Here is a 24203-nt window from a genome sequence, read left to right as displayed (position 1 = left end):
ATAAATATAAAAACGCTATAATGTACTGAAATCTAACAGGATACTACAGGATGCCACGGCAACTGGTTCTGGATAAATTTGAAAAAACTATTAAACTAACCAAAATTTAACTTTTATGAAAAACAAGCTTAATCTTTTGCTGATTATGGCCTTCTTTGCTTTACTGCATGCGTCGGCTTATGCGCAAGAAAAAACGGTTACAGGAACAGTTACTGATCCGTCTAAACTCTCCATTCCGGGAGCTAACGTAATCGTTAAGGGAACCAATAGAGGAGCTAGTACTGATTTTGATGGGAAATTCACCATAAAAGTTTCCGAAGGAGAAACTTTGGTTTTCTCTTTCGTAGGATTTTTAAAGAAAGAACTAAAAATTGGAGCTTCAACTACTTATAATGTTTCTTTAGATGCAGAGAGTTCAAACTTAAATGAAGTCGTAGTTATTGGGTACGGAACCCAAAAGAAAAAATTAACTACAGGAGCCATTTCAGGAATTAAAACAGAAAACTTTACAGAACGACCAATTTCCAGAATCGATCAGGGTTTAATAGGGCAGGTAGCCGGGGTGCGTGTAAAACAAACAACAGGTTTACCAGGGCAGCCTTTTAGTATCGAAATTAGGGGAGCAGGATCTATTACGGCCGGAAACGAACCTTTGTATGTGGTAGATGGATTTCCTATTTACACCGAAGGATCCAACAGCAACGGAGGATTTTCAAGCGGAAGCCCACTAGATAACATGAACCCTAATGATGTAGAGTCGATCGAAGTATTAAAAGATGCAGCAGCAGCTTCTATTTACGGATCAAGAGCCTCAAACGGAGTTGTTTTGATTACAACAAAAAAGGGAAAAAAAGGAAAAACAAAATTTACTTTTAATATGTATGGCGGTGTAAATAAAGAAGCCAACAGGGTAGATATGTTATCAGCTCAGGGATGGATCGACAGGGCTAAAACCATGATCGATTCGCAATGGGTAGGATCAGGAATTACAGGTGCTTCTGCAAGCCAGAACAATGCGGAAAGAATTGCAGCTTATAATGCAAAAAATCCAACTGCACCTCTTAACACAGCCAATACAAGGTATTATACTTATTTGTATGATGAAAGATGGGATATTCCTGGACATCCTGGATTAGATTATATCGACTGGCAGGATAAAGTTTTCCGTACAGGAGAATTCAATAACTATCAATTATCGGCTTCCGGAGCGACTGATGTTGTTAATTATTATGTATCTGCCAATTACCAAAAAAATTCAGGATATATTGTTGGTACAGATTACACCTTATTTTCTGCAAGAGCCAACGTTGACTTTAAATTATCAGAAAATTTTAAAACAGGAATAAATATTGCGCCTTCATACTCCATCAAAAATGATCCGGGAGTAGAAGGAAAAGACAATACCTTATTTAAAGCCCTTGTAGCAACACCGGTTTTTGAAAGCGCCTCCAATGCGGCAGGAGAAAAATATACAACCAGATATGCGTGGGGAAGTAGTACGACCAATATGCTTAATGCATTGGCCAGAACAGGAAAAAACTCCATGTACAGAACCTTGATTTCTACCTATGCAAGTTATCAGTTTGCTAAAGGGTTTACCTGGAAGACAACATTAAATTTTGACAACTCAGATAATACAACCGAAAGTTACACACCAAATGATGTTCAGGCAAGTATTAGAGGAGCATATAACACATACAGAAGACAAAACTTAGTTAATGAAAATACCTTAAACTGGGACAAATCATTTGGAGATCATAATTTTAATGTGCTTTTAGGACAATCGTTTAGTTCATATGAAATTATGAGATCAAATTTATCTTCAGGGGCACTTTATAATAGTTCAACTGTCGAGACATTGCCCACGGGATCTTTAGGATCAACCAATGCAGAAAAAAGTACATTGCTTTCTTATTTTGCAAGATTGCAGTACAACTACAAAGAAAAATACATTTTATCTGCAAGTGTAAGACGTGATGGTTCTTCGAAATTTGGATCAGATAAACAATGGGGAGTTTTTCCTTCGCTATCATTAGCTTGGAGAGTAAAACAAGAAGAGTTTTTACAAAAAGTAGACTGGCTTAGTGACTTAAAACTAAGAGCGAGCGGAGGACTTAACGGAAGTAACAATATTGGCAGTTATGCCTCTTACGCAACATTGGCGACCTATAATTATTCTATTGGTGGTGCAGCTGCAATTGGTCAGGGAGCATCATCGATAGCAAACCCATCATTGCACTGGGAAGAATCAAGAAGTGTGGATTTCGGTTTGGATTTTGGAATTCTAAAAAACAGAGTAACAGGAACATTCGAAGTATACAGAAAAAATAACAGCGAATTATTATTAAGAGTGCCTATCGTTGGGGCAACCGGATTTACAAGTTATTTGACCAATGTTGGGGAAGTACAAAATCAGGGTTGGGAATTTGAATTGAGCTCTTTAAACGTGAAAACACCAAGTTTTGAATGGAGAACTTCGGCCAATATAAGCCATAACGAAAACAAAGTTTTGGCGCTTGGACCTGGCCAGAGTAAAATTGAAATTAGTAATGCCTATGATGGTGGAGTTCCTTTTGTAAAATTAGAAGTTGGAAAACCAATGTATACTATTTTTGGATTACAGCAAAACGGAGTAGTGAGTCAGGCTGATATTGATGCGGGTGGAACTACAATTGGAGGTAATAAATTAGTTTTGGGAGATCCACGATATATTGATCAGAACGGAGATAAAAAAATCAATTCTGATGACCGTGTAGATTTGGGTAATCCAACTCCAAAATATACCTGGGGAATCACCAATACCTTCAAATATAAAGATATTGATATAAATATATTAGTTCAGGGACAAAACGGAGGAACAGTTTACGGATTAACAGGAAGAGCGATTGACCGTACCGGAATGGGATCTGTTGAAAATTCATTAAACGTAGATCCTTCGGTAAGAGGAAACTGGAGAACATCTTTTGGATATCAGGCCAATTCAGACTGGTTGTACAAATCAGATTATGTGAGTGTTCGCAACATTACAATTGGGTATAACCTTAGACAAGCCATTAAAGGTTTAAGCAGAATCGATAATATGAGACTTTATGTAACGGGAGAAAACTGGTTCTACTGGAACAAATATAAAGTAGGTTTTAATCCTGAGGCAGTAAATACATCAGCGAGTTCAAACAGCGATTTTTCTGTACCGGTAGATTATGGCGGAGCTCCTTTGGCAAAATCTTTAGTGATAGGACTTAACATTAATTTTAATTAAAATAAAATGAAAAAATATATTTATTTACTCACAGTAATAATGGCAATAACGTCCTGCACGGATGAATTGAATCAATTGCCTTTATCTCAGGGAACCATTGAGAATTTCTACGCCACACCTGGCGATTTTGTTCAGGCCAGAAATGCAACTTATTCTGTGGCTTTTCACGGAATGGGAACGTATGGTTATGCCAACAGAGTCCTGAATTTAAGCGAGGTAAGATCAGATAATTTGCTTGCTACAACACAAGCTTCAAGAGATTGGGAAGGAATTAATAGTTTTTATACCTCGATAAGTTCGAACACTTACGTGAAAGAAGCCTATTTGAGTAATTATAATGCTATTAATAAAGCCAATCAGTTATTAGAAAAAATCGCCGAAAAAGGAGATCAGATTTTTACCAATCCGGCTGAGAAAGCTTCTATGATTGCCGAGACCCGTTTTCTTAGAGCATTCTGTTATTTTGATTTAATAAGATGGTTTGGAAGAGTGCCATTATTAGAAAAAACAATGACCGCTACCGAAGCTGCAAAAATACCAAGAACGCCGGTTGTAGATGTTTATAAACTGATCATAGCAGATCTTGAACAAGCTATTCCGGATTTGGCACCAACATACGACGCAGCGAATTTTGGTCGTGTTACCAAATACGGAGCAAAAGCATTATTAGGTCTTGTATACATGACCCGCTCAAGCCCAACATATAGTATTGATGGCGCTACATTGGGATTAAACGAATGGGACAAAGCCTATCAGCAATTAAATGATATTAAGTTAAGTGGTTTATATACCTTTAATACAGATTACGAACCCATTTTTAAAGTAGAAGGAATTACCAATAAAGAAAATGTATTAACAATTCCGTATACTCAAAGTTTGCCGCTGGCCGTTGGAGGCAATTTTATGGTAGAGTTAGGTTACGAGCCTTATTTTGCTTCGGTAAATTTATCAGCGCAGGGAGCTTTGGAGGCAAAACCAATTTCAACCGGATTTTTGAATTTGTTTGAAGCAACAGACAAAAGAAAAATTTACGGAATTGCAACCAGTTATACAGTTGCTACCGGAACCTATAAAGGAAGTTATACGTTGCCTGTTTTCAAAAAATACATTGATGCTGCCAGATACGGAAACGGTCGTGAAGACTGGGGTGTCGATTTTATGGTAACACGTTATACAGATGTATTGATGTTAATGGCCGAATGTACGCTTCACGGCGGCGGCGGATCGCAGGCAGAAGTAGATGATATTGTAAATAAAGTAAGAACAAGAGCAGGTGTTGCGGCAAATGCTTCTAATATTACTTTGGATGATTTGTTTACAGAAAGAAGAAAAGAATTTTTCTCAGAAGGGACAAGATGGTTTGACCTTATCAGATCAGGGAAAGCAGTAACTACAATGAACGCCTGGAAAGCGGCAGAAGATACCGAAGGGAAAATTAGAACAATCGATAACAATTCATTGTTGTATCCAATTCCGTTATCAGAAATTTTAGCCGTTCCTGGGCTTTACGATCAAAATCCGGGTTACGATTAAGAAACATTTGCTCCAATTTTTTTATTTTTTTTTAAAGAAGTTGTCTTTTTTTAGACGACTTCTTTTTTATTTAAAATAAACAGGAAAGCACAGGATAGATTCACCGTTTAACTGTTTTAAATTTAATGTTTTAGTATTTAAAAATATTCTAATGATTTACCTAAAAAGACTTCTCTTAATTCTACTGGTTTTTAGTGCAAAAAACGCTGTTCTGGCGCAGGTTAAATTGCCCGCTTTAGTAGCTGATAATATGGTTTTACAGCAAAATACAAAAGTTAATTTGTGGGGATGGGCAGCTCCAAACGAAAAAATAACCATTCATTTAGGATGGAATAATCTTCCCGTTGAAGTTTTGGCGGATGCTGCTGGAAACTGGAAAACAGCATTAAACACACCAAACGGAAGTGACAAAGCTTATGATATTACCATCAATGCATCAAATACGATCTCTTTAAGAAATATTTTAATCGGCGAGGTTTGGCTTTGTTCAGGTCAGTCGAATATGTTTTTTCCTGTGGGAAGAGAAGATAAAACATGGAAAACCGGAGTCAAAAATTATGAAGAAGAAGTAAAAAACGCCTCTTTTCCCAATATTAGATTGTTTACCGTTGCCGTAAATGCTGCGCAGACACCACTTGAAGATGTTACCGGAAGCTGGAAAGTGTGTACGCCCGAAAGTATTCAGAGTTTTTCTGCCGTAGCCTATTTTTTTGGCAGGGATTTATATCAAAAACTGAATGTACCCATCGGATTAATTTCGACTTCATGGGGCGGAACAAAAGCAGAAGCGTGGACAGCGCAAAGCGTTTTAGAACAAGATGTTGCCTTTTTGCCCATTTTGCAGGAAGACGCAAAAAACGAAAAAGCATATCAGGAAAAACTTGAAAACTATTATTTAAATCTTACCAATGAGCAAATTGCAGCGGCAGAAAATGCTGTAAAAGGACAATTAAAAAAGCCTAAAAAAGAAGCCAACAAAACCTCGTATGTATTGTATAATGCAATGCTTCATCCTCTGGTAAATTATACTATAAAGGGTGCTATTTGGTATCAGGGCGAAAGTAATTCAGGAAAAGCCTATTTGTACCGATCTTTATTTCCTGCCATGGTAAAAAGCTGGAGAGAAGAAAGGAAACAAGGAGATTTCCCTTTTTTTTATGTACAAATTACACCTCATAAAGGACAAAATGCCGAAATACGCGAAGCACAATTAATGTCCTTAAAAATAATTCCGAACAGCGGAATGGTTGTGACAACAGATGTTGGAGACGCCAATAATATTCACCCAATAGACAAGCAAACCGTGGGTTACAGACTCGCTTTAATTGCCCGCGCTAAAACCTATGGAGAAAATAAACTGGTGTATTCAGGACCTATTTTTAGCCAAATGAAAATTAAAAAACAAAAAGCACAATTATTTTTTGATTACGCCGAATCAGGTTTAAAGCAAAATGGAGACCATCTAAAAGAATTTGAAATAGCAGGAAGCGATCAGGTTTTTTATCCGGCCGATGCCAAAATTGAAGGGAAAACAGTGGTAGTTTCTTCTTTGAAAGTAAAAGAACCCGTTGCCGTTCGTTTTGCCTGGAAAGCCATTCCTGAACCTAATTTATTCAATAAAGAAAATTTACCCGCGTCACCTTTTAGAACAGATGATTGGGAAATTAAAACAGAGAAAAAATAGGTTTAGTGCTTGGAAGCTTTGTCAAAGTTTTAAACTTTGACAAAGTTTGTATAGTATTTTGAGAACCGTATCAACATTACTAAGATTTAACAAAGTTACCATAAAGTTTGTCATTCCGAGGAACGAGGAATCTCCGTTAGTAGTTCGGCAAAGATTGTTAACTTACTTTATCGAGTTTCTTGTGAAGATCCCTCGTTCCTCGGGATGACAAAAATGCGTTTACCAAAAGAGTAGCGAATCTTAAATTCAAAAAAAAAATGAATAGAAGACAATTTATAATCGGAAATTCTCTCGCTGTTATGGCGCTGTGTCTTCCATTTTCGGCGAAAGCCATTACTTTATGGGATGATCCAAAGCTTTCTGATTTCGAAAAAAGACTTCGACCAGTTGGACGCGCTTTAGAATTCGAAGATTATTATGTTTGGTGCAACAGCCCAATAGAAGGTCCCGATGGCAAAATTCATGTGTTTTTTTCCAGATGGCCCAAAGCAAAAGGAATGAGCGGATGGATCAACAGTTCTGAGATTGCACACGCAGTTGCCAACAATCCCGAAGGACCATATGAATATGTAAGTACAATTTTAGCACCGCGAGGCGAAGGTTTTTGGGATGCCACAACTTGTCATAATCCAAGCATTCATTTTGTAGACGGAAAATATGCGTTGTTTTTTATGGGAAATTCCAACGGAAAAATGAATACCAAACGAATTGGTTTAGCCACTGCAGATTCTCTTTTCGGACCCTGGCAAAGACCAGATCAACCATTATTGCTTCCGGGAAAAGAAGGCGAATGGGATGATCTTTTAACCACAAATCCTTCGTTTTTAAAACATCCAAACGGAGAATATTGGCTGTATTATAAATCATTGGATACAGAAAATTACGAACATCCAAAGTTTCCCGTAAAAGGCAACAGAAAATACGGATTGGCGATAGCTAAATCCCTTCACGGGCCTTATAAAAAATACGAGCATAATCCGGTTATTGATTTTTCTAAACTGGGAGACAACAAACAATGCGAAGATGCTTTTGTTTGGTATGAAAATAAAAAATTCAAAATGCTGGCAAGAGATATGGGCGTTTTCGGAATCGATTACGGATTGTACATGGATTCTGATGACGGAAAAAACTGGAGTAAACCCCAAATTGCCTATCAGCCCTTAAATAAATATATCAATCAGCCCGAAGCACCCAAACATTTGAATCGGTATGGAAGGGTAGAACGTCCGCAGTTATTGTTTCAAAACGGGAAACCAACTTACTTATTTACCGCTTCGCAAGGAGGGAGATACGAAACGGCTTCGGCCTTTATTTTTAAAATAGTTTAAAAGGTGCTGAGGTACAGAGGAACAAAGCGGCAAAGTTAAAAGTGGTAATCTATTTGAATTGAAACAAGTGAAACGCCTTTTTGAGACAATGCAAAACCTATGTATCTATGTGTTTAAAAAATTACGCCCAACAAAAAAAAACAAAAATCATTAGAAAAAATGGAAAATAATACAAAAGTAAGAAATGCTTTTACGATGAAATTAAAACCGGGTTTTGAAGCCGAATATAAATTACGTCACGATACAATCTGGCCTGAATTACAAACTTTACTTTCAGAAAGCGGAATTCAGGATTATAGTATTTTTTTAGACGAAACAACCTTAACACTTTTTGCTGTTCAAAAAATCAGTAAAGATTTTGATACGACTTTTTTACCCAATCATCCCATTGTAAAAAAATGGTGGAGCTATATGGGAGATATAATGGAAACAAATGCAGATAATTCGCCAAAAACTATTGTGTTAAAAGAGGTTTTTCATTTGGATTAAATGACTAAATTGTTCCCCAAATAAAAATAAAAAAAGAATGAAAAATACTATAAAATTTTACGCGCCCTTTGCATTATCAGTATTAATTTTTGCGAACTGTAATGCGCAGAAAAAATCAAACGGAAATACCATTGTTTTAAAAAACACCTCTACTATAGAAGTGCCTCAAAAAGCTATTTCGATAAAAAGAAATCAACTGTCTGTAAATAACCAAACAGGAACTTATCCTGTTTTAATATATAAAAAAGATACAATTCCGGCACAGGTTAATGATTTGGATGGCGACGGAAAATGGGACGAACTTTTTATAGTAACAGATTTTGCTCCAAAAGAAGTTAAAACAGCAACCTTAAGCTGGTCAGATACAGATCCTAAATTTCCAATAAAAACGAGTGCAAGATTCGGAAAAAGAGAAGCTAAAAATCTGCCTGTTCATCCCGCCACAGATGAAGTTTTGATGGCCAACCAAGTGCATAAAAAATTAGGTTACCAAAAATACCAAACCGACGGCCCAAGCTGGGAAAATGACAAAGTAGGTTTCAGGCATTATCTGGACGGAAGAAATTCAAAAGATGTTTTCGGAAAAAAAATACCTGCCATTACACCAGAAGATGTTGGAATAAACAGTAAAGGAGCTGTTGAAGACAATTATCACGTGATGTACGATTGGGGAAGAGATATTTTCCCTGTCGGAAATTCAGCCGGACTGGGAGGTTTTGCTTTATTGATTGATAATAAAATCAACAGACTAGGAATTATTGGCAGCGATACAATAAACAATATCGAGAAAACAACATTTAAAATTGTAAGTGAAGGTCCCGTAAATTCTGTTTTAAGCTATAACTATCAAAATTGGGAAGCATCAGGAAATAAATATCAGGCACAGGAAACTGCATCAATCTGGCCAGGAATGTACGGTTATAAAAATACTATTTCGGTTAATGGTTTAAAAGGAAAAGAGACGCTTGTAATTGCATATTCTAACCTTAACAATCAAAACCCTTTGCAGGTAATTAATGCCGGAGATTTTGTATGTTTCATATTACATGATAAACTAACCTACGAACGCCAATGGATTCTGGGAACTGCTGTAATTGTTCCAAAAGCGGTTTATAAAGGTTATATCGAAGCGCCAAAAACAGGAAAACTAACAGATTCCTATTTGATAAAACTTTCTGCAAAAAACAATCAGCAAGTGAGTTATTATCCGATAGCGGGCTGGGAATTAAGCGCAGATAGTAATTTTAAAGATTCGAAGTATTTTACCAATTACGTCACGACTTTAGCCAAGCAGCTTTCGGCTAAAATTAAGGTTGAGGTGAAGTAAGATTATGTAGTAAATTGATAAATTAACCGCAATGTTGTCATCCCGAGGAACGAGGGATCTGCGTTGCTAAATCGACAAAGAATACGCGTTCATTTTGTCATCTCGAGGAACGAGAGATCACACTCGAAACTCGACAAAGATTGTTAACCGTTCAGTTTGTCATCCCGAGGAACGAGGGATCTCCGCAAGAAACTCGACAAAGTAAATCGCTAATCTTTGCAGAGTTTCGAGTGCGATCCTTCATCCGTCAGGATGACAAGATTGTGGAAACTTTGGCTACACTCATTAAAAAAAAATAAACTAATACTAACACATAACCAAAATGAAAAATATTTTTAAAATTTTAATCTGCATCATAGGGCTTTCACATACATCCTTTGCGCAGCATTACGCAAATGATACATTTCCGGATGGAAGCGAAATCACCAATTGGTTTAAGGATTATTCTAAAATTCAGTTGAAAGATCTGGGCAAAAAATACACGATTACAGATTTTGGAGTAGGAAAGGACAGTACCAAAATTCAAACCGTTGCCATTCAGAAGGTAATCGATAAAGCCGCTGCAAATGGCGGTGGAGTTATTATTATCCCAAAAGGAGTTTACTTAAGTGGGGCATTGTTTTTTAAACCTAAAACTACATTATACGTTTCAGAAGGCGGAGTTTTAAAAGGTTCTGATAATATTGCCGATTTCCCAATAATGCCATCGAGAATGGAAGGCCAAAATCTGGATTATTTCCCCGCTTTGGTCAATGCATACGGAGTCGATAATTTTTCGATTTCGGGAAAAGGAACTATTAACGGAAATGGCAAAAAATATTGGGATGCTTTTTGGGCGCGACGCAAAGAAAATCCAAAATGCACCAATCTCGAAGTTTCAAGACCGCGATTGGTTTTTATATGGAACTCTAATAACGTGCAGCTTCAGGATGTAAGATTAATAAATTCTGGTTTCTGGACGAATCATTTTTATAAATGTAATAATGTAAAACTGCTTGATCTTTATATTTTTTCTCCTCACATTAGCTCAAAAGCCCCAAGTACAGATGCGATCGACATTGATATTTGCACTAATTTTTTAGTAAAAGGCTGTTACTTATCTGTTAATGATGATGCAATTGCCTTAAAAGGAGGAAAAGGACCGTATGCCGATCAGGATAAAAATAACGGACCTAATGCCAATATTATCATCGAAGACTGCAATTTTGGATTCTGTCATTCTGCGCTAACAAACGGAAGCGAATCTATTCACAACAAAAACGTAATCATGCGTAATTGTAAAATAGAAGGTGCTTCGAGATTATTGTGGCTAAAAATGAGACCCGACACACCACAGCGATATGAATACATAAGAGTAGAAGATATCAAGGGTGAAGCCAAAACCTGTCTGGCTGTTTTTGCATGGAAACAATTTTTTGATTTAAAAGGCCGTCCTGATGTTCCATTGTCTTACGGAGATCATATTACTTTAAAAAATATTGATCTTAAATGTGATACTTTTTACGGAGTAGAAAATGATCCAAATGTTCGTTTATCGAATTTTGTATTTGAAAATTTAAACATTGAGGCAACTAAAACTGATATTGATAAAAGCATTATAAATGGAGTAAATTTTAAAAATGTTTACGTGAATAAACAGTTGGTTGAGTAGTTTTTCCTCAAATTCTCAACAAAATTCAGATCGATATGGAGCAAAATGTTAAATTTTTGTGTCGTTTTTTGTAATTGAGATAAAAAATAACAAATTATTTTCAGTCATTTTACAGACCTCGTGTAAGCATCTCTTTTTATAGTTGATAAAATAAGTGGTTGATTAGTAGTTGTTTGGTTCTTGTGTGGTTCGCAAAAAAAAGCGAGGTAAATTTAATGTTAACGGGAACCCTGAAAAACACTGATAATTTTAACGTGAAATATGTTGTAACTATCAATCAAACTTTTATTTTTGCGGCTTAATTTAATCATTATAAGCATGAAAGATCTATTAGTAAAAATCAACGCCGAAATTGACACATTTAGAGCAGAAGCTGAATCTTTAACAGAAAAAGGTGTTAAAGCTGCTGGACCAAGAGCTCGTAAAGCTACTTTAGAAATTGAAAAACTTTTAAAAGAGTTTAGAAAAGTTTCTATCGAAGAATCAAAAAAATAATATTTTTATTCAAAATAAAACCTCGTTTAAGCAATTAAACGAGGTTTTTTTTATGGGATAAATTTGAGGTTAGAGGTTAGAAGTTAGAAGTTATGAATGAATAAAAATTGTCAAGCAACCCATAACCCATAACCCATAACCCATAACCCATAACTCATAACACATAACTCATAACACATAGTCCCTAAGCCCACAGTCTTTTAATTTTTTAATGCTTTCCGCTACGGTCAATGCATTGAGATTAGCACCTTCTGCACCGGTGTGCGTATGATCTTTCGGGAAAAAGGCTTTTACTTTTTCTTTGCCTAAAGCTTCGTATTTTAGGGCAACTATTTCATTCAAATCGATATAGAATACTTTTTCCTTTTCGGCTGCTTCTTTCGACCAATTTCCGTACGTATCACTTCTTCGTTCTACTTTATCGTTTGGCCATTCATTTCTTGGCGTTTGGCTTAAAACAATAGGTATAGCGCCTTTTTCTTTGGCTTCCCGAATAAATTTGTTCATGTACCACCCAAAAGTGTGTACAATTTCTTTAGATCCATCTGCAAGGGTAACTTCCTGTGTTTCGTCGCCATTTCCTTTAAGAGAACCTCTAAATTTTTCCTTATCAATAGCCCCGGCATCATTATGCCCAAACTGAATCATTATATAATCCCCGGGCTGTAATTGTTCTTTAACTTCATTCCAAAGGCCTTCATGATCAAAAGTTCGGGTACTTCTGCCGCCTCTGGCTTTGTTAATCACTTCAATTCTGGTTGTATCGCAATACGCAGGAAACGGAACTCCCCAACCCACGGCATTTTGATCACCATTATTGTTGGCCATTGTAGAGTCTCCAATCAAATACACCTTCTTTTTGGCAGGAAGTACAATTTTTGGATCTTTTAAAATGTAATTTTTCAAAGAGTTTTTACTTTCTTTTAGTTGATCAATAATTAGTGAAGCAGAAAGTACCGCACCTTTTGCTGAGGTATGCGTATGGTCTTTTTTATAAAAGTAAGTTCCCGTTACTTTTTGTTCGCCCAGTTTTTCCATTTCCAGAGCCATTTTATCATTCAAATCGATAAAAGTCACTTTCTCTTTTTTTGCAATTTGTTTGGCCCATAAACCATATGATGTATTGTTACGGGGCACTTTCCCTTCTTTCCAGTCGTTTCGCGGAATAGGAGAGCAAACAATAGGAATCGCTCCTTTTGATTTTGCCTCACGAATTACCTTTTTAATGTACCAGCCGTAGCTATGAACAATTTCATGTTTTTTGGTCAGGATATTATCAATTTCCCGAGTTTCGTTTCCGATTCCTTTGATCGTTCCGCGGGCACGAAGACTGTCGTTTACCGGGCCATCATCATTATGCCCAAACTGAATCAGGACGTAATCTCCTTTTTTGAGTTTATTTAAAACCGCAATCCACAAGCCTTTATCCTGAAAAGTTCGGCTGCTTGTACCACCCAAAGCATGATTTTCGATATTGAGTTTTGTAGTATCTAAAAATTGCCCAATATAATCGCCCCATCCCCAAAGTCCGCCGGAGCCATCGCCTTTACCATTTTTTACAGTAGAATCGCCCACCATAAAAACAGTTGGCTTATTTTCTTGTTTTAAAGTGAAATTGAAAAAAAGGAAAGCCAGAGATAAAAAAGAAAGTAGTTTAATTGATTTCATGAAATATGATATTTTGTTTTAAAGTAATTGTTTAATAGGTTTTAATAATCGTAACTCAAAAAGACTAAACAAAAGTTAGACTTCGCTATCAATGAAGTTTTAATTTTTAATTTCAAGCCACTCGTTTCATCTGCGTACTTTTTTCGCAATCCCTTAGTGACCTCAAAGCAAAGCGAAATACAAAACAAAAACCTTGCGAACTTAGCGTAAACCTTAGCGCTCTTTGCGGTAAAAATCATTTACATTTTCAGGCTAAGCGAAACGAAAGCCTTATCAGGAAACCTGAAACCTGAAACCTGAAACTTTTTTATAGCATAGTTAATTTGATGTTATTTCAAAACTAGTAGTTCTGTTTTTATAAAGTATCCTGTACTATGATGTTAAAAAATAAGAATATTATAAAATATTATATTGCAAAAATCAGGTAGGTACAGGATACTATACCACTAAAAAACAAAGAAATTGCATCCACGTTACAGCATTCATAAAATTAGAACAGAATAATTTTATTATCCGAATTTAAGGATAATTCATTTTTTACAACGCTATGAAAATTAAAAAACAATCTATTCAAATCCTGGCAGCTTTATTTCTAATGTGTTCACTCGTTACGTTTGGACAAGAAAATAAAACACCACGCAAAATACACTACGCGCCGGAGGGAAATAGTTTTGTTTTAAAAAATGGCACCCGAAAATTCAACCGAGCGTTGTACGGTTCTAATACAGGATTTAGGGTAGAAACAGGCGATTTGCCTGAGTTTGCAATGTATATGCCGGGTATGGGAGGGAATTTTAAATTAGGTATCGTAAACGGAAACGAAAGCAAATGGATTACTGAAACTTCAAAAATTGATACCCGATATGTTTTAGGCACAATGCATTATACCATTGAAGACCCGATTTTAGGAAACGGAAAATTATTTATAGATGTCGTCGCTTTAAAAGAAAGTGAAGGTTTTATTGTAAAAGTATACGGTAAAAACGTATCTAAAAATTGCAGCTTAATTTGGGCTTTTGGCGGAGCAACTGGAAAAAAGTTTAGTCGTGATGGCGATATTGGCGCTGATCCTGAATCGGTTTTTTATCTACAGCCAGATTATTGTAGCAATAATAAGTACACGATCAAAAAAGAATCTTTCCTGTTAGAATATGGTTCAGAAAGCAATAAACAAAAAACAGGAAACAATAAAAAGCTTACTGGATTTTTTCCGGAATCTGTAACACATTTGGCCAATGCAAAGTCTCAGAAAACTCCATTAGAACTTTACAATTCAAATCCGGAATCGTTGAGTCTCATTACAGGAAAAATAAAATCAATTACAGAAAAAGGTGATTATTGGTTGTTTTTGGCAGAAGATTCTAAAACAAATTACAACCAGAAAAATATAGCTCAACTTTACGAAAAGTCAGTTCAGCAAACACAGCTTTTGGCTAATAGAGTCAAGGTTTCGACTCCGGATCCTTACATCAATACTTTAGGATCTGCACTTGCAATCGCTGCCGACGGAATTTGGGAAAGTCCAGCCTATCTTCATGGTGCCATTGCCTGGAGAATGTATCTAAATGCCTGGCGAGGTGCTTATACAGCAGATCCTTTGGGCTGGCATGACAGGGCAAAAACGCATTTTACCAGTTACAGCAATTCGCAGGTGACAAGTCCGGAAAGTGGCCCGATTGTGTTGGATGAAGAAAGAAATTTAGCCCGCCAAAAAGAAGAAATAGGAACTTCGATGTTCAGTAGCGGATATATCAGCAGAAGTCCGAATAAGAATAACGTCGCACATCATTATGATATGAATCTGGTTTTTATAGATCAGATGCTCAGACATTTTAAATGGACAGGTGATACGGCATTTATAAAAGAAATGTGGCCCACAATCCAGAGACATTTAAACTGGGAAAAAAGAAATTTCGATCCTGACGGAGACGGATTATACGATGCATATGCTTCAATTTGGGCAAGTGATGCCTTGCAATATAGCGGGGGCGGAGTCATTCATTCTTCGGCGTATAATTATTACGCGAACAAAACGGTTGCTCAGATTGCAAAGAAAATTCAGCAAGATGAAAACCCTTTTACCAAAGAAGCTGATAAAATTCTAAAAGCAACAAACAGTCAGCTTTGGGTAGCCAATAAAGGAATTTTTGCCGAATATAAAGATGCTTTAGGAAACAGATTATTGCACGATACACCAGGAATCTGGAGTATTTACCACACGATTGATTCAGAATTATCGAATCCTTTCGAGAGTTATCAAATGCTGGATTATGTCAACAATCAGATTCCGCACATTCCAATTTCGGCAGAAGGATTGGATAAAAAAGACCTTTATGTTATTAGTACCACCAACTGGCAGCCTTACACATGGTCGACAAATAATGTGGCTTTAGCCGAACAATTGCATACCTCTTTGGCGTTTTGGCAAGGCGGACAATCAGAAAAAGCTTTTACAATGTGGGAAAGTGCTCTGGTAGAAAGTATGTATTTAGGAGCTTCGCCCGGAGGTTTCGAGCAGCTTTTGTATCAGGATGCCATGCGTGGCGAATTGTACCGCGATTTTGCTGACCCAATTGGTATGGCTTCACGAACTTTGGTCGAAGGACTTTTTGGAATTCAGCCGGATGCTTTGGCTGAGGTTTTAACCATCAAACCCGGATTTCCTCAAAAATGGAATGAAGCTTCTTTGCAAATTCCGGACATTTCAATTGATTTTAAAAGAGAAAATAAAGAGGAAAAATACCAGATCAAAAACCAGTTTTCGGCTAAAATGAATTTAAATCTGGTTTTGAATTCGTCTTATGAAACTGTAGAAAATATTACTGTTAACGGAAATTCAGTTTCATGGAAATCAGTTCCGGAAAACATCGGAAATCCAAAAATCAGTATCGAAGTTCCTTATAATACCTCTTATGAAATTACCATTAAATGGAAAGGCGATTTGATAGAAGAAGTAACTTCAAAAGAAAATTATACTGCAAATGAAATAGTAGAATTGAAAACTTCTAAAGCTAAAATAATATCAGTTTACGATCCGCAATTAGTTTTAAGTGAAATTTCCAAAACAGAAAATTCGCTCAAGGCAAAAGTGAATTTGGCAGGTGATAAACTCTTTTTTGTAGAATTGAGACAAGGAGAATTATCCTGGTGGAAACCCATTCATGTAAATGTAAAATCAGTTAATAAATCTCTTAACGAGTTTACAAACTGGGATGCGCCATTGGATAAATCCAAACGTGCAGAAACAATTTCGTTAGCATCATTTTTTAACTCAAAAGTGACGGATATTTTCAATTATGAATATTTGTCCCCAAGACCTCAAACGGTGACTTTACAATTACCCAAACAAGGAGTAGGGAATTGGTGTTATCCGAATATTTCCGTAAAAATCGATGACAAAGGTTTACGCGAAAAAGCAAAAACAAACGGGCAGATTACAACTCCAAACGGAATTCCGTTTCAAACGCCTTCTGATGAAAATCAAAAAAATATTATCTTCACCTCCATGTGGGATAATTTTCCTGAAAGCATTAATATTCCCTTAAACGGAAAAGCTTCACACGCCTATTTCATGCTCGCAGGAACTACAAACCCAATGCAAAGTCGCATCACAAACGGAGAAATTACCATTAATTATACGGATGGAACTTCGGAAATTCTGCCTCTAAAAAATCCCGAAAACTGGTGGCCTATCGAGCAGGATTATTTTATTGATGGTTTAGCTTTCACAACCGATGCGCCAAAACCGCCAAGAGTTTATTTTAAAACCGGAGAAATTTCGAGATATTTCAAAGATTTTAAAAGCATAAAAGGATTCACGAGTTATGGAGTCGATGGCGGTGCAGGAACGATTTTAGATTTACCATTAGATAAAAATAAAACATTAAAAAACCTGACTTTAAAAACCATTGCCAATGATGTGGTGATTGGTTTGATGGGTTTGACTTTGGTCAGGTGATTTTAGATTTTAGAATATAGAGTATAGAGTATAGAGTAAAGAGTGTAGATTTTAGAATATAGATTTTAGAATATAGATTGTAGAACATAGATTGTAGAACATAGATTTTGGATTTTAGATTTTGAAATAGAAATTTTAAGCTCCAGAGGAGCGATATATTTGTAGAAACATTTATAGCTACTATCATTTTAGTCCCGTAGGGACGACATATAAATCAAGCCAATAAGAAAATTGGATAACCTATTAAAATAAAAATATGAAACCGCTTAAAATTTTACCGCAATCCCGATAGCTATCGGGAGCAAAGCTTTTTATGCTTGCGTGATTTATGACAAAGCAAAGTTCGCAAAGCTTTGTATTGATAAAGCTTTGCGAACTTATTTTTTAACAAATATTAGAGATAAAAAACTTGCGTGCTTTGCGGTTAATTTTTTTATTTCAACCTGAAACTATAAACCTAACCAAATGAAAAAACATCTATTAATAATTATATCATTATTCTCGATTTCATTGTCGGCCCAACAGAAAATTGATAGAAAAGCATTAGTAACAAGGCATAATGTACAAATTACGGCTATAGATACTTTGGCTTCGCTCACAGTTGGTAATGGTGCTTTTGCTTTTACTGTTGACGCTACCGGTTTGCAGACTTTCCCTAAAAAATATCAACACGGAATTCCGTTAGGAACACAATCAGAGTGGGGTTGGGACAGTTATAAAAACACCAATAATTATAAATTTTCAGAAACCCTGAGAGATTACAAGCAATACGGCAGGGATATTTCGTACACGGTTCAGATAAAGGAACCAGCCAGAAAAGTCGAAGCGGTGAATTGGTTTCGTCAGAATCCGCATTTATTGCAATTGGGAAATTTAGGTTTTGAGATTACAAAAAAAGACGGAACTCCGGCAAAACCCGAAGATATTAAATCGATTGCCCAAAAACTAAATTTATGGACAGGGGAAATAGAAAGTTATTTTGAAGTAGAAGGAATTCCCGTAACAGTTCTTACGGCTTCGCATCAGGAAAAAGATGCCATTGGTGTAAAAGTAAAATCAGATTTATTACAGCAAAAACGCTTAAAAATTAGTTTAAGAATTCCGTTTCCTACAGGAGATTGGGCAGATATGGGAACAAAATACGAAGGCAAGCAGGATTATAAAAGTATTCTTCTAGAAAAATCGAAAACTGAAGCTATTGTAACTCACGTAATGGACAGTATTTCATATAACGTAAATTTGAGTTGGAAAGGAAATGCACAGATTAAAAAAACTGCAGATCATTATTTTGTGATCGAAGCATCCAATACTAATACTTTAGAATTAAGCTGTCTTTTTGCTTTAGCAGATAAAAAAATACCAAATTCTTCTTTTACAGATATTGAAAACAGCAGTATAAAAGGTTGGGAACAATTCTGGAAAAGTGGCGCTGCCGTAGATTTTTCAGGCAGTACAGATCCGCGAGCCAAAGAATTAGAGCGCCGGGTAATCCTGTCACAATATTTGACCAAAGTGCAATGTACAGGAAAAGTACCGCCTCAGGAAACAGGTTTAACGTACAATAGTTGGTACGGAAAACCGCATTTAGAAATGCATTGGTGGCACGGTGTTCACTTTGCACTCTGGAACAGACCTGAGTTACTAGAGAAAAGTTTACCGTGGTATCAGAAAGTCTTTGATAAAGCCAAAAATATCGCCAAAAGGCAAGGTTTTGAAGGTGCAAGATGGCAGAAAATGGTTGATGCAGACGGGAATGAAAGTCCATCATCTGTAGGTTCGTTTTTGATTTGGCAACAGCCACATTTTATTACCTATGCTGAATTGATTTATCGTGCCAAACCTACCACAGCAACTTTAAATTTATATAGCGAGCGTGTTTTTGCAACCGCAGATTTCATGGCTTCTTTTGCCCATTACGACAGCAAAACAGATCATTATGTTTTAGGACCTGGTGTTATTCCTGCACAGGAACGTTTTAAAGCAATGGAAACTTTCAATCCAACTTATGAATTAGCGTATTGGAACTGGGCATTGAAAACGGCAATCGCATGGAAAAAGAAGCTAAATCAAACAGTACCTGAAAAATGGGAAGCGGTTTTGGCGAAACTTTCTCCGTTACCCATTTTAGATCAGGTATATCTGGCCACAGAAAGTGCCAAAGATTCCTATACCAATCCGGAATTCAAAACAGATCATCCGTCTGTATTAGGAACTTTCGGGATGCTTCCGGAAACATCGCTTTTAGATAAAAAAATCATGAAAAATACTTTCGATCTGGTTTGGAAAACGTGGTCGTGGGATAAAACATGGGGATGGGATTTCCCAATGACAGCCATGTCGGCAGCGCGTTTGCAAATGCCCGAAAAAGCTGTTGAAGCCTTGTTTATGAATGTAACGACTAATACTTATTTGAAAAACGGACACAATTATCAGGCAGAAAGATTAACGCTTTACCTGCCAGGAAACGGAGGATTGCTAACGGCTGTTGCTATGATGTGCGCCGGTTGGGACGGAAGTACAGAACCAAATCCGGGTTTCCCAAAAGACGGAACCTGGAAAATACAAAGCGAAGGATTTAAAAAGATGTTTTGATTTGATGGGCCACGGGTTAGACGGGTTTGAACGGATTGTCGGAGGTTTTTTATTTAATTTTTTTGAGCTTAAATTCTCCACAAAGTCGCAAAGTAATAAACTTATAAAACAAACTTTGCGCCTCTGCGTCTTTGCGAGAGATTTTAAAAAAATCAGTGCAAACCAGCTAAAACCCGTTCAATCCGTGGCCAATAACTAACCATAAAAAACACCAATCATGAAGAATAAAATTTTACTATTATTTCTTTTATCAACTTTAGTTTCATTCGCTCAAAGGCAAATGGAAAACCTCGATCGTGGCGTTATTGCTGTAAAAGACAAAGGTCAGTTTTTTATAGGATGGAGAGTTTTAGGAACTGATTCTGATAATATTGCTTTTAATTTATATCGAAAAAGTGGTACTAGAAAAGCTATTAAACTTAACAACAAACCTATTCTGGGTGCAACGAATTTTATAGACTCAAAAGCCAATAGTCAGGAAGAAAATACCTGGTTTGTAAAAACAGTTTTTAAAGGAAAAGAAACCGATGCAAAAGGAAGTTTTACGATTCCTTCCCAAAGCCCGGATAAAGATTATTTATCTATTAAACTAAAACCGGTTGAAGGATATATCCCAAATGATCTTTCGGTGGGGGATTTAGACGGAGACGGAAGATACGACTTGATCGTGCACATGACTGGAAAAGCGCACGATAACTCACATACCGGAATTACAGATCCACCCATATTTCAGGCCTATACCTTAGACGGTAAATTTTTATGGCAGATTAATCTCGGAAAAAACATTCGCGAAGGCGCACATTATACCCAGTTTATGGTATACGATTTAGATGGTGACGGAATTTCAGAATTTGTTTGTAAAACTGCCGACGGCACTACCGACAGCCAGAATAATGTGGTTGGAGATGCTTCAAAAGATTGGGTAGAACGCGACCCCAATTCGCCTATTTTGGGTAAAATTCTAAAAGGCCCTGAATACCTTTCTGTTTTTGACGGAAGAACCGGAAAGCTAATTACCACGACCGATTATATTCCGGAACGCGGTGATCTTGCCGGTTGGGGCGGACATGGCGGCAGCGGAGGAAATGATACTAAAGGAAACAGAATTGATCGTTTTACAGCTTGCATTGCTTATCTTGACGGCGTTCATCCAAGTGTGGTTATGTGCCGTGGTTATTACGGAAGAACTGTTTTGGCAGCCTGGGATTTTAAAGATAAAAAACTGACTTCAAGATGGGCTTTTGATAGTAAAGATGCCGAGAATCCCTATTCCGGAATGGGAAATCACGGACTAACGGTTGCAGATGTGGATAACGACGGAAAAGACGAAATTATCTACGGATCGATGTGTATAGATGATGACGGAAAAGGTTTGTATACAACAGGTTTTAGACACGGAGATGCACTTCACGTTTCAGATCTTGATCTTGATGTTCCCGGCTTGGAAGTTTTTGGAATTCACGAAATAGAAAACGGAACTACAGGGCCGGGTGTAACTTTGTTTTCTGCCGCTGACGGAAAAGTGTTGTTTACCGGTTCTATAAACGAAGATGTTGGGCGTGGAGTTGCAGACAATATAGATCCAACCCGAAAAGGCGCGCAATGCTGGTGGTCTGGATCTCCTTTTTTGCATGACATGAAAGGAAATGAAATAGGAAAAGCACCAAGTTCTATCAATTTTTTAATTTATTGGGATGGGGATTCTTCAAGAGAATTACTCAACTCAAATTACATAGATAAATACAACGCAGGCCGATTATTTACTGCAACAGGCGCGGCATCAAACAATGGTACAAAATCTACGCCGGCACTTTCGGCAGATATTTTAGGAGATTGGCGTGAAGAATTAATTTTAAGATCTGAAGATAATTCAGAACTTAGAGTTTATTCGACTACAATTCCAACCGAAATAAGACAATATACTTTGATGCACGATCCACAATACAGGTTGAGCGTTGCATGGCAAAATGTGGGATATAATCAGCCGCCACATACCAGTTTTTATATGGGAACAGGTATGAAACCTGCACCAAAACCGAATATTGTACTGGTTAAATTTCAGGAGAATTAGGTGGTACTATTCGGTGGTATCAATTTTTAATAACGATAACTTTATCATTTAAAGCAAGCAGAAGATGCATTTTAGAGATTAGATTAGAATAAAATGTTAAAGAAGCTTTTAAAGGACTTTTTTGGGTGAATTAATACATCACTTTTTTGTGTTACAAATTAAATGATAATCCCTATAAAACAAAAAAAAGAAGTGATACAATTTGGCTTTAGCCAAAGGTTTGAAAGAGGCTTTCGCATGTCTTCAATTAAATTTCAATATTATCTGATTGTTTATTTTTGGCGGTTGTGAGTTTCCCAATTTCGCTAAGAAATTCAGGATCAAATTCGGTGTAGGCTCTTAGAGTATATTTTTCATCTCTTTTTTGCATGACGAGACGAATTTTATGAACCATTAACCAAATGGGTTCATAGCGTTTATGACCCAACAAATATTGAATTTGTAAAATGGAGAATTTTCGTTTAGAGAGTGTCATTAATTCGATGCAGATCATCCAGTATTTAATGGGTAAATTGGAGTTTTCCATCACTGTTCCGGATCTCAGACCAATTCTGTTTTTACATTTTTTACATTGAAATTTTAAATCAGATTTTCTAAAGGAATGTACATTATGCTGGCATTTTTTGCAAATCAATCCATTCTGTAAACGTTTGCTTTTTAATTCTTCAATACAGATTTCTTCATTTGGGTATTTTTCGAAGTACTCTCGCAATTCCATTTAGTGCTATTTTCTTTTACCGAATAAATATAGATAAATGAATTACGCATACAAAGAAAGAGCATAAATAAAAAAGAGAATATTCAAAACGAATATTCTCTTTTTACAATTTATATAAAATGCAATTACAATTTTTCTGCTATTTCTTTTTTGTATTTATTAAGGATAGATTTTGTCATACCTAAATTAGCTTTGGTAGAATCTACGGCTAAGTAAATAAAATACTCCCCATTATCAGATACATCAATAATATGAATTTGAGAAGTAAGAGTAATCATGATATTATCAACACTTTGTCCTTGCATATTTAGTGCTTTTATCGCATTCATTTTTGCTTTAACCACTTCAAGATTAAATGCAGAAGCTAATTCAGGATCGAAATCGCTTACTACAGATTGTGAATAATATGACATTCCGCTTTTGATTTCAGCTACAGAAACTGCGATAAAACCGGGTACATTTTTTTTTAGATCTTCTCCAAATTGTTTTAAAAAATCAGACATAGTTTTTTAGTTATTTTAGGGTTTTGAATCCTTTATTGTGGATTTTGGGCAAAAATATAGATATGATTCTATTTAGTTATCCGCAATACGTACCTAAACTTATTTTTTTCTTAGTAATCATCTATTAGTTAAATAGTTTGTGAGGTTAGTATGATACTAATTAAAATTTAATGATTCTTGTTTCCGGAAAGCTTATTGAAAGGCTTTCAGATATCTGTGATTTTGTAGTGTGTTTTTTGTTTTTCAATTACATTTGTTTAAAATGTCGCAAATTCAGAGACATTTGCGCAACGCGAATAAGGAACACTTCGGAGAGCGGGAGGTAATTTTAAATCAAGTACAGGAGCTAATTATAGAATTAACAAAACAAGAAGATTATTAAAAAAAAATATTGATAATGAAGAAGTATGTCATTTTATTTTGCGTGTGTTTAAATTTAGTGTCTTGCGGTTCAGCTAATGATTGTGACTCTTCGGCTGAAAATCGAAGAATTGATGAGTGTCTTTTGATTGTAAAAAAAATTCCTAGTGATACAGATGAAAGGTTTGACTATGGAGGAACTAATCCAATTACAAAAAAAGATTGTGATTGTAATTCAAAAAGAAGTGATTTATGGTGGGCGAAATATAAAGAACACATTCAAATTGGAGACACTATTATTAAAAAGAAAGGCGAACTTATTTTTAGCATACATAAAACAAACACTATTTTAAGTTTTAATTTTGAGTGTGATGGTAAAACCTATAAATAAAAAAATACTCCAGCTCTCCGAAGTGTCCTCATGAAAAGTTGCGCAAATATCTCAACGTTAATGATTCAGGATTATTAGAAATTGAAAAAGTTGATAATCCAATAGTAAATGTTTTAGATCCAAAATCTTTAATGCTATATAATTTATATTAAATTCAGTATTAAAGTCGGAGACTT

General features: G+C 36.1%; 14 protein-coding genes and 1 pseudogene. 12 read left to right on the top strand and 3 right to left on the bottom strand.

Going from position 1 to position 24203, the window contains the following annotated elements:
• The first annotated feature begins 115 nt into the window (after positions 1-115).
• The 8 genes from B0M43_RS20050 to B0M43_RS20015 all read left to right on the top strand — a co-directional run bounded on the left by B0M43_RS20050 (position 116) and on the right by B0M43_RS20015 (position 11766).
• On the top strand, positions 116-3259 hold the full coding sequence (locus tag B0M43_RS20050; RefSeq protein ID WP_078007922.1) for a TonB-dependent receptor: 3144 nt from the start codon (positions 116-118) through the stop codon (positions 3257-3259).
• 6 nt (positions 3260-3265) lie between these two features.
• A complete protein-coding gene (locus B0M43_RS20045) occupies positions 3266-4792 on the top strand; it encodes a RagB/SusD family nutrient uptake outer membrane protein (RefSeq protein ID WP_065449010.1) in 1527 nt (508 codons plus the stop codon).
• Between the two features lie 151 nt (positions 4793-4943).
• A complete protein-coding gene (locus tag B0M43_RS20040; RefSeq protein WP_168199966.1) occupies positions 4944-6476 on the top strand; it encodes a sialate O-acetylesterase in 1533 nt (510 codons plus the stop codon).
• A 257-nt stretch (positions 6477-6733) separates the two neighbouring features.
• Positions 6734-7804 carry a glycoside hydrolase family protein gene (locus B0M43_RS20035; RefSeq protein WP_078007920.1) on the top strand — a complete coding sequence of 357 codons (1071 nt, stop codon included), beginning with the start codon at positions 6734-6736 and terminating at the stop codon, positions 7802-7804.
• Between the two features lie 159 nt (positions 7805-7963).
• Entirely contained in the window at positions 7964-8293 is a 330-nt protein-coding gene (gene rhaM, locus B0M43_RS20030) for an L-rhamnose mutarotase (protein ID WP_078007919.1), read from the top strand.
• A 37-nt stretch (positions 8294-8330) separates the two neighbouring features.
• Positions 8331-9620 carry a DUF4861 domain-containing protein gene (locus B0M43_RS20025; RefSeq protein WP_078007918.1) on the top strand — a complete coding sequence of 430 codons (1290 nt, stop codon included), beginning with the start codon at positions 8331-8333 and terminating at the stop codon, positions 9618-9620.
• Between the two features lie 322 nt (positions 9621-9942).
• Positions 9943-11271 carry a glycoside hydrolase family 28 protein gene (locus B0M43_RS20020; protein ID WP_078007917.1) on the top strand — a complete coding sequence of 443 codons (1329 nt, stop codon included), beginning with the start codon at positions 9943-9945 and terminating at the stop codon, positions 11269-11271.
• 318 nt (positions 11272-11589) lie between these two features.
• Positions 11590-11766: a histone H1 gene (locus B0M43_RS20015; protein WP_055095391.1), complete on the top strand. Its 177-nt coding sequence runs from the start codon at positions 11590-11592 to the stop codon at positions 11764-11766.
• Between the two features lie 168 nt (positions 11767-11934).
• Here B0M43_RS20015 and B0M43_RS20010 read toward each other — a convergent pair whose 3' ends face one another.
• Positions 11935-13434 carry a rhamnogalacturonan acetylesterase gene (locus B0M43_RS20010; protein ID WP_078007916.1) on the bottom strand — a complete coding sequence of 500 codons (1500 nt, stop codon included), beginning with the start codon at positions 13432-13434 and terminating at the stop codon, positions 11935-11937.
• Between the two features lie 547 nt (positions 13435-13981).
• On the opposite strand from B0M43_RS20010, the gene B0M43_RS20005 reads away from it, so the two are divergent.
• From B0M43_RS20005 to B0M43_RS19995, 3 genes are all read left to right on the top strand, one after another.
• Positions 13982-17392, top strand: a complete 3411-nt coding sequence (locus B0M43_RS20005; protein ID WP_078007915.1) for a DUF4450 domain-containing protein — start codon at positions 13982-13984, stop codon at positions 17390-17392.
• A gap of 465 nt (positions 17393-17857) precedes the next feature.
• Positions 17858-19984 (top strand): hypothetical protein, encoded by a 2127-nt coding sequence (locus B0M43_RS20000; RefSeq protein WP_078007914.1) that lies wholly within the window; start codon positions 17858-17860, stop codon positions 19982-19984.
• 217 nt (positions 19985-20201) lie between these two features.
• Entirely contained in the window at positions 20202-22055 is a 1854-nt protein-coding gene (locus B0M43_RS19995) for a rhamnogalacturonan lyase (RefSeq protein WP_078007912.1), read from the top strand.
• A gap of 259 nt (positions 22056-22314) precedes the next feature.
• On the opposite strand, the pseudogene B0M43_RS19990 reads toward B0M43_RS19995, so the two are convergent.
• Positions 22315-22773: pseudogene (locus tag B0M43_RS19990) on the bottom strand (transposase); the annotation flags it as partial.
• A gap of 125 nt (positions 22774-22898) precedes the next feature.
• The gene (locus B0M43_RS19985) at positions 22899-23276 is read right to left on the bottom strand and encodes a hypothetical protein (RefSeq protein ID WP_078007910.1); all 378 of its coding nucleotides are present in this window, start codon (positions 23274-23276) and stop codon (positions 22899-22901) included.
• A gap of 397 nt (positions 23277-23673) precedes the next feature.
• On the opposite strand from B0M43_RS19985, the gene B0M43_RS19980 reads away from it, so the two are divergent.
• Positions 23674-24027: a hypothetical protein gene (locus B0M43_RS19980; RefSeq protein WP_123921825.1), complete on the top strand. Its 354-nt coding sequence runs from the start codon at positions 23674-23676 to the stop codon at positions 24025-24027.
• The last annotated feature ends 176 nt before the right edge of the window (positions 24028-24203 follow it).

This window comes from Flavobacterium sp. KBS0721 (genome assembly GCF_002007065.3).
Lineage (GTDB): Bacteria > Bacteroidota > Bacteroidia > Flavobacteriales > Flavobacteriaceae > Flavobacterium > Flavobacterium piscis.
This window is presented reverse-complemented; position numbering and strand designations above follow the sequence as displayed.

What these genes read in the sequence shown, in the direction of transcription:
- B0M43_RS20050 (WP_078007922.1), top strand. Translation starts at nt 116, where the DNA reads ATGAAAAACAAGCTTAATCTTTTGCTGATTATGGCCTTCTTTGCTTTA.
- B0M43_RS20045 (WP_065449010.1), top strand. Translation starts at nt 3,266, where the DNA reads ATGAAAAAATATATTTATTTACTCACAGTAATAATGGCAATAACGTCC.
- B0M43_RS20040 (WP_168199966.1), top strand. Translation starts at nt 4,944, where the DNA reads ATGATTTACCTAAAAAGACTTCTCTTAATTCTACTGGTTTTTAGTGCA.
- B0M43_RS20035 (WP_078007920.1), top strand. Translation starts at nt 6,734, where the DNA reads ATGAATAGAAGACAATTTATAATCGGAAATTCTCTCGCTGTTATGGCG.
- rhaM (WP_078007919.1), top strand. Translation starts at nt 7,964, where the DNA reads ATGGAAAATAATACAAAAGTAAGAAATGCTTTTACGATGAAATTAAAA.
- B0M43_RS20025 (WP_078007918.1), top strand. Translation starts at nt 8,331, where the DNA reads ATGAAAAATACTATAAAATTTTACGCGCCCTTTGCATTATCAGTATTA.
- B0M43_RS20020 (WP_078007917.1), top strand. Translation starts at nt 9,943, where the DNA reads ATGAAAAATATTTTTAAAATTTTAATCTGCATCATAGGGCTTTCACAT.
- B0M43_RS20015 (WP_055095391.1), top strand. Translation starts at nt 11,590, where the DNA reads ATGAAAGATCTATTAGTAAAAATCAACGCCGAAATTGACACATTTAGA.
- B0M43_RS20010 (WP_078007916.1), bottom strand. Translation starts at nt 13,434, where the DNA reads ATGAAATCAATTAAACTACTTTCTTTTTTATCTCTGGCTTTCCTTTTT.
- B0M43_RS20005 (WP_078007915.1), top strand. Translation starts at nt 13,982, where the DNA reads ATGAAAATTAAAAAACAATCTATTCAAATCCTGGCAGCTTTATTTCTA.
- B0M43_RS20000 (WP_078007914.1), top strand. Translation starts at nt 17,858, where the DNA reads ATGAAAAAACATCTATTAATAATTATATCATTATTCTCGATTTCATTG.
- B0M43_RS19995 (WP_078007912.1), top strand. Translation starts at nt 20,202, where the DNA reads ATGAAGAATAAAATTTTACTATTATTTCTTTTATCAACTTTAGTTTCA.
- B0M43_RS19985 (WP_078007910.1), bottom strand. Translation starts at nt 23,276, where the DNA reads ATGTCTGATTTTTTAAAACAATTTGGAGAAGATCTAAAAAAAAATGTA.
- B0M43_RS19980 (WP_123921825.1), top strand. Translation starts at nt 23,674, where the DNA reads ATGAAGAAGTATGTCATTTTATTTTGCGTGTGTTTAAATTTAGTGTCT.